This window comes from Deltaproteobacteria bacterium (genome assembly GCA_030654105.1).
Lineage (GTDB): Bacteria > Desulfobacterota > SM23-61 > SM23-61 > SM23-61 > JAHJQK01.
Window position 1 is genome coordinate 1 of the sequence record JAURYC010000131.1, and the last position, 6282, is coordinate 6282.

Below are 6282 nucleotides of genomic sequence, written 5' to 3' on the forward strand. Positions count from 1 at the left end.
TCGAAAAGAACCTCGGGTTTCAGGAACTCAAGCTGTAAACGGGAAGGTCTGACCTCATCCCGCTGGAGGAAATCAAGGTCGCAATCAGCCCGGCGATAACTCGGGCTAGCCATAATCTGGCGCACCCTTTCCGGGGCGTTCGGATCCTCTTGGTGGGACTTCGGCTCGCTCCACGACAATGGCTGTTTGCGCTCAAGGGGTGGGTAAGGAGGGTCATCGGTTGCACTCGGTTTATGGAACTTGGGATCATTCATCAGAAGCCTCGCGGATTAGTGGTTGAATAAGAGAAGGGTTTACCCTGCTTTCAATAAAATCCATATTGGAGCAGCGCCCGGCTCATAGCTAAGACATTCTCGGGCTTACAGTAGGAAGTAAGACCGTTGGAACTTGCCAGGATATACCCTCCACCCGGGCTAAGTTCTTGCAGGCGCTTTTTGACTTCGGCTTCCGTTTCCTCGGGAGTACCCTGGGTGAGGGTATAATGCAGGTCGATATTGCCCATCAGGCAGATGCGGTGGCCATACCGCTTTTTCAGCTCGACGATGTCCATGGCATTGGGCTCCACATTGGCCAGACCATTCATGCCTAAGGTTAGCAGGTCGTCGAGGATGGGCAGAAGGTTTCCGTCGCTATGGTAGATCCAGGGAATCTTAATTTTGTCGGCCACTTTTTTCATGCGGGGAAGAAAGAGGTCGCGAATGGTCTGGGGAGAAAACAAAGGCCCCTGTTTCCAGGCCAAATCTTCAGGGACGATCAGGAAATCAAACCCCAGTTCGTTGATCTTCTCCACGGCCTTACAGGCCCAATCTATGAAAATATCCATGAGCTGCAAAACGAATTGCGGGTTGTCATAAAGCATGAGGCTAAAATGTTCTATGCCCATGCTTAAGTACGTGTTGCCGATGCCCATGCGGGTAGTAACCCCCAGGGCCCGGTTGCTGCCCCGGAAGCGGGCAATAAAATCTTTCGCGGGCTGGTAAAATTCATCTGCCTCCGGATCCGGTAAAATGACCTTGGGCAAATCCGCTTCGTTCTTGATCAGGCCATCGACGATTATATCCATCCCTTCATAGTTCTGGCTGCGGACAAAGCGAGGGGGGGCAATGCTGAAGGTAAGGTTATCAAGGGCGATGACGTCCAAAACTTGCGGTGGGATGCGTGAACCAGGCGCGGCGAAGATCTGGGTGACGGTAGCTTTTTCAAAATCGCTTCGTTGCAAGAGCTTTTCAGCCAGCCGGTTGTGCACACTGCTTTCAACCCACGGAACGCGATCGGGTTGCTTTAAATGAAGGGCCATAAGGACCCTTTCTTTTGAAGTCAACTTTTCCTCCTTCGCCAGGGGATCGACCCCCGTATGGGAATTCGAAACCTTTTAACCGCCAAGCCAATTCGCCTGCAAAATTCCAATTCCGCAACCTTTTGCAAGTGTATCGAATCGAGCTGGAGAAATCAATATGAAATGGGCTGCTCAACCACCCCCATTTTTAAAGGTTGCATTTTCATTCTAGGCGGTACGCTGGTCCGGGCAGAGAGAGCACCTGGCTTGGCAAAATGAGGCAGCCTTCCTTCCATGGGATACGGCGGGAAATGGAATAAAATTCTGTGCCCCATCATTTTCCCTAATCATCGATCCCGGAAAGCTTTCTTTCCCGCCTAAAATCCTCCGCCATTTTCGGTAGGGAGTGGGATAGAGGTTGTTCTGGGGCCGATTTTGCCGGCGTCAGGTGCCCTCTCCGCCCGGACCACAACAAAAGTGGGTTTAAAAAATGGGGGTGGGTAAGGAAAGAGGCCGGAGGATAGCTAATCATAAATCGGTTCACAATTGAGGAGAACCACCGGAAGGCGCACGGCTCTGGCAATATCCGTATAAACCCTTCCGGTTAAATCTCTTCCCCAACCTCCAAGGGCGAAGGGCGATGAAGGGATGACGACCAGGTCGGGCGGGGGTTCCTGCTTCAGGTACTCCCGAATGGCCTCGACGAAATCCTGCACCACCAGGAGATCTCCCATGAAAATATTTCCCCCGAAGAAGCGATTGGCGGGAATCCGCACATGAATCTGAATCCCTCCCAATAAGGATGATTCATTCAGGGTTTGTTCGAAGACCGGTTGGACCAAGGCCGAAGACAAAAACAAAACTCTCCGGGCGCCGCGGGCATTAATTAGGGATTGCAAATTCTCTAAAACGCTGGGGCGGAACCCCGCACCCATAAAAATAATCCCTAAGTGATGGTCGATTTCAGGCGCATAGGGGTAACCAAAATGATCCGGTTGGAGTTCTACCTCCCTCACATCACCCTGGCACTGGATCAATAGCTTAACGGAGTTACCTCTATGTAGATGGTGGATATGCAAAATGTCCCGGGCCTGGGGTCTGGAGGATACCGGCAAACCGTTGATGGCCAGAATCAGGTCCCCTGGTTTTAAACCCGCATGGGCAGTGGGAGAGTTCTTTACTACCCCAATTATGCGCGGAAGGTTCTTGCGCTTTTCATAGAGGTTTTCTTCATACATGCTGGGTTTGACCAGCAAAGGAATTTGCTTCTTTTCCCGAAGAGAGCGAATTGTCGAAACCACCCCGGACCAAATTTCTTCGAGGTTGCAGAGCGGGGGCCGGGAAAAGAATTGACTGGCCCCCGGAAGGCTTACTTCCACCAAATGGGCATCGTGCTGGTCCGCATAAATTATTGTTTCCGTCAAATCATCGAGCATTGCTTTGACCGAAGGAAAGGGCCACGGAACAACAATTACGGCGTAGGCGATCTCCCTTTTTTTGAGTAAAGGAAGGGCCCGGATGGCTACCTCTGGCTTCTCACCTCCCATGATTTCTCGCCGTCGCGTCGGGGAGGAACTATTTAAAGAAAGGTAAAGGTAGATAGGCTTCAGAGAAGAAAGCATAGAGATAAATTCGTCCGTCAGCTTGTTCCCGTTGGTGGAAAGGCGCAAGGGACGATCGGTTTTTTTTCGCAGTTCGGTTAAGAGATCAAGGGCGTAAGGATGGGATAAGACCTCGTAAGGGCTCCCTAAGGTGGGGAAAAGGGCGCACCTTCTCTGGGGTGAGAAATATTTTAGACGAGTTCGAGCTTCGTCATATTCCTCCTCGGCCGTTCTTTTAGGCTGTTGCAGGGCCAAAGAGGGAGGGTTTCCTCGGAGATAGCAGAAGCGGCAATGGCAATCGCACCGCGTGGCCAGATGATCGAAAACTTCTGCCGGGTCTCCGGCAGAAGGAACCAGCCAGTGGTTCAGGTTCTTCAGCCGGAAGCCGTCGATCTTGACCGGCTTTCCGTTTGATTCCAGGGCCACGACCGACAGGAGACTTTCTAAGATTCTCTTGAGGTGAGGAATGCGGGGCTCGTAAAGCTCGGCATTACCAACACTTTGGAAAGATGAATTTTCATTTTGTCCGCTGGCGGACTGGGCACTAAACTGGGTTTGAGGTTCAGGGATTTCCCCGGCGAGTGAAAAAATTGGATGAATGACCTCCCTTTCATTCATCAAGCGGAACCCATCCGCTTGCACCTCTTCCCCTTTATGGTAGAGAGAAAGCAGTTGGAGAAGGCTCTGCAATTGGATACGGATCATCTCTGCCAGAGGATCGTGCTTGTCTTTATGGGCATTTTCCTCGATGGGATAACGAAAAACATATTCGGTTTCTTCGGCCATGATTTTTATATTACCCCATTACCCTCTCCCTGCCTACCGTTTATTGAATTTTGCAGGGGGCAGGAAATCAGTGTTCAGGGCCAAGTGAAGGTGGCCAAGAGCTTCAACATGCTTGACGAGGGAGAGGAAAAAGGGTTATCGTCGGGTTTGAGGAGATAAGTTTTCGGATTAGGCCAGGGGAAAATCTGCAAAACAAAACCGAGCCAATTGCGGAGGGACTGATGGAAAACCGGGTGACCGAGATCTTGGGTTCCGAGTATCCCATTATTCAAGGGGCGATGCGTTTGATCACCATGGGCGAAATGGCGGCGGCTGTATCCCGCAGCGGAGGCTTCGGGGTCATTGCCTCTTCGGGTCTGGAAGGAGAGAGGCTACGGGCGGAGATCCGCAAAGCCCAGTCACTTACCAACAAGCCTTTCGGGATCAACATTCCTATCTACCGGCCCAATGCCTTTGAAGCCCTGGAGATCGCTATCGAGGAAGGCGTAAAAACCATCACTACTTCGGCCGGCGATCCGGTGAAATTGATCAAAAGGGTCAAAGAAGCCGGGCTCAGGATGTTGCAGGTAATTGCCACCGTAGAGATGGCTAAAAAGGCAGAGGCGGGGGGGGCAGACGCAGTCATCGCTATCGGGGCTGAAGGGGGAGGCCATGTGGGCAGGGACGAAATTTCCACCATGGTTCTCATCCCGCAAGTCGTGGACGCGGTTAAAATCCCTGTGGTGGCTGCTGGGGGGATAGGGGATGGGCGGGGCTGGGTCTCGACCTTTGCCCTGGGTGCCGAAGGTATCCAGATGGGTACTCGCTTCCTGGCCACAAAAGAATGCCCCATCTCGGAAACTCACAAACAGGCAATCTTGGAAGCCAAGGATAATAGCACCATGATCGCTGCGCGCAAAGGCTATCCCATTCGGGTACTGAAGAACAAAGCGGCTATGACGATTCGGACTATGGATGAGAGCGGCGCCGGCCAGGATGAAATCAATACCTATGTGGATAAAATTTCCAGAGAGGGCGGGGATGACCGGGACAATAAGCTCATGTCCGCGGGACAGGTTGCTGGATTGATTCAAAGAATCATGACCGTCGAAGAACTGATTCTGGATATGGTGGCTGAAGCCAGAAGGGTCGCCCAAAATCTTGGAAAAACTTTTTAGCCACAGAGCACACAGAGATCACAGAGATATTTGCAAAAACAAAGAAGAATATGGATAAGCATCCAGATAATATTCATTACAGATATCTTTATAAAATTTAAAGAATTTGAGCGTTAGGGGTACAGATCTATATCTTATTTCTTTGTTTCTCTGAGGTCTCTGTGCCCTCTGTGGCAATAATATGGGGAACGAATGGAGGATCAAAATGAACTGGGAATTCGTATTGTTCAATAAGGAAGATGGAATCGGGACGATCACCCTGAACCGGCCGGATTCGATGAACGCCTTGGGAGGAGGGATGCGGCAGGAGATCCTGGCTGCCCTGGAAGTGGCCGTTGCCGATAGCGAAGTCAAGGTGATAGTGATCACCGGTGCGGGCAAAGCCTTCTGCGCAGGAGGGGATGTGAAAGAATTTGTCTCGGGGGCCACCCGGGCCGAAGCCACGCTGAGTATCGACCAGAGGCCCACGCGGGATAAGGTGGTCCTGCTGATTCAGTCCACGGGAAAGCCGGTGATCGCCTCGGTTAATGGGGTTGCGGCGGGTGGAGGCTGTAATCTGGCCTTAGCCTGCGACATGCGGGTTGCCAGCGATCGGGCCCGCTTTGGACAAACCTTTGTACGCCGGGGGGTTCATCCCGATTGGGGTGGAGTGTGGTTTTTACCCAGGCTGGTGGGGTATGCCAGGGCCGCCGAGCTGATCTTTTCCGGTGAGGTCATCGACGCCCAAGAAGCCCTGCGGATCGGCCTGGTGAATAAAGTGGTTCCCCATGAAGAGTTACCCAAGGCCACCAAAGATTTTGCCCTGAAGTTTATGAAGAGTGCTCCCATCCCCGTGGCTTTGGCCAAAAAGGCGCTCCAGAATTATTCCCGCATCGACCTGGCGCAAGCCCTGGACCATGAACGACTGGCCCAATCCCTCTGCTGGAATACGGAAGACCGGGAGGAAGGGATGAGATCGTTTGTGGAAAAAAGGGACCCGGTTTTTAAAGGAAGATAACGAGGGGCCTTATTAAAGGATAGCCTCTGTGTGGCCGTGGGCATGGCACTGGATATTGACGGCCAGGGGGAGGCTGACGACAGGCCCATTTCTTGTATGTCAATGAAGAACCAATCAATAGAATTGCTGATGGAAAAAGGAGGGTTTATGGCAGCTTTTACTTTTAACCACATTCATCTCTACAGCCGGGATCCCATGGCCACCGCTCAGTATTATCACCGGATGTTCGACGCGAAAATAATCGAATCGGTCCAAACGGACGGCCGACGCCGAATCGACATAGATATCAATGGCCTGGCCATTTTTATCTTGCGGGTTCCCGCGGAAACCGATATGCCCGACAGTCCGGTAGTCCCTCACCTGGGGCTTGACCATTTCGGTTTCCGGGTGTCCAACTTGGATAAAGTCGCAGCCGAATTAAAACGCAAGGGAGCAGAATTTGCCGTGGAACCTTACACGATCCGG

General features: G+C 52.0%; 6 protein-coding genes. 3 read left to right on the plus strand and 3 right to left on the minus strand.

Features of this window, described 5'->3' with window-relative positions:
• The 3 genes from Q7V48_05205 to Q7V48_05215 form a co-directional block, all read right to left on the minus strand.
• Positions 1-254: cytochrome D ubiquinol oxidase subunit II (locus Q7V48_05205; protein ID MDO9210132.1), on the minus strand; the 254-nt coding region annotated here is incomplete at its 3' end.
• A 50-nt stretch (positions 255-304) separates the two neighbouring features.
• Complete coding sequence (locus Q7V48_05210) at positions 305-1321, minus strand: uroporphyrinogen decarboxylase family protein (protein ID MDO9210133.1); 1017 nt, start codon at positions 1319-1321, stop codon at positions 305-307.
• 479 nt (positions 1322-1800) lie between these two features.
• Entirely contained in the window at positions 1801-3663 is a 1863-nt protein-coding gene (locus Q7V48_05215; protein ID MDO9210134.1) for a radical SAM protein, read from the minus strand.
• 221 nt (positions 3664-3884) lie between these two features.
• On the opposite strand from Q7V48_05215, the gene Q7V48_05220 reads away from it, so the two are divergent.
• The 3 genes from Q7V48_05220 to Q7V48_05230 form a co-directional block, all read left to right on the plus strand.
• On the plus strand, positions 3885-4820 hold the full coding sequence (locus Q7V48_05220; GenBank protein MDO9210135.1) for a nitronate monooxygenase: 936 nt from the start codon (positions 3885-3887) through the stop codon (positions 4818-4820).
• Positions 4821-5025: 205 nt separating this feature from the next.
• Positions 5026-5817: an enoyl-CoA hydratase/isomerase family protein gene (locus Q7V48_05225; GenBank protein MDO9210136.1), complete on the plus strand. Its 792-nt coding sequence runs from the start codon at positions 5026-5028 to the stop codon at positions 5815-5817.
• 147 nt (positions 5818-5964) lie between these two features.
• On the plus strand, positions 5965-6282 hold a 318-nt coding region (locus Q7V48_05230), incomplete at its 3' end, for a VOC family protein (protein ID MDO9210137.1).

Coding starts and splice junctions, on each gene's coding strand:
- Q7V48_05215 (MDO9210134.1), bottom strand. CDS start 3,663: ATGGCCGAAGAAACCGAATATGTTTTTCGTTATCCCATCGAGGAAAAT.
- Q7V48_05220 (MDO9210135.1), top strand. CDS start 3,885: ATGGAAAACCGGGTGACCGAGATCTTGGGTTCCGAGTATCCCATTATT.
- Q7V48_05225 (MDO9210136.1), top strand. CDS start 5,026: ATGAACTGGGAATTCGTATTGTTCAATAAGGAAGATGGAATCGGGACG.